Here is a 527-nt window from a genome sequence, read left to right on the forward strand (position 1 = left end):
GGGTCGTACTGGTAACGGCGGTGAATCGGGTTGTACGCATGCTCCACCAGCAGCGACGTATTCACGCCAGTGTTATGCACCTGCGAGAGCTTGTCAGCCGACAAGGTTGACGCAAACTGCCAGGCCTTGCGCCCCATGGCGTCATAACCGAAGCAGCTGGTGAGCTTGCCCTGGGTGCGGTACACCTCGCGGTGCAGGTCGTCTCGCTCCATGTCGCTGATCACCAGCCCGTCCAGGTTCAACTGGTGCAGGTGGCCGCTGCCGTAGTACAGGTGATTGACCTTGCGCCCATCCGGTAACGTTAGCGTGGTCAGGTTGCTGAGTGGGTCGTACTCGTAGCCGAGCGTGCCGTCAGGGGTGATTTCTTTGGTCAGCCGACCGAGCAGATCGTAGGCGTACTCAAGCTTTTCTTCCGTGATCCCAAGCTGCTTGCCGATCCCGGTCGGTTGCCGCTCGATGCTCAGCAACCGGTCACCGTCGTCATAGGTGAATCGCTGTTGTGCGTCGCTATTCAGTTTGGCGATCAG

1 protein-coding gene is annotated in these 527 nt (G+C 59.6%); it reads right to left on the minus strand.

The features are described from left to right. Window positions 1-527, minus strand: a 527-nt coding sequence (locus WF331_RS29195; RefSeq protein WP_340623575.1) for an RHS repeat domain-containing protein, incomplete at both ends; no start/stop codon positions are given.

Origin of the sequence: Pseudomonas sp. YNh, assembly GCF_037993085.1 — a bacterium.
GTDB lineage: Bacteria > Pseudomonadota > Gammaproteobacteria > Pseudomonadales > Pseudomonadaceae > Aquipseudomonas > Aquipseudomonas putida.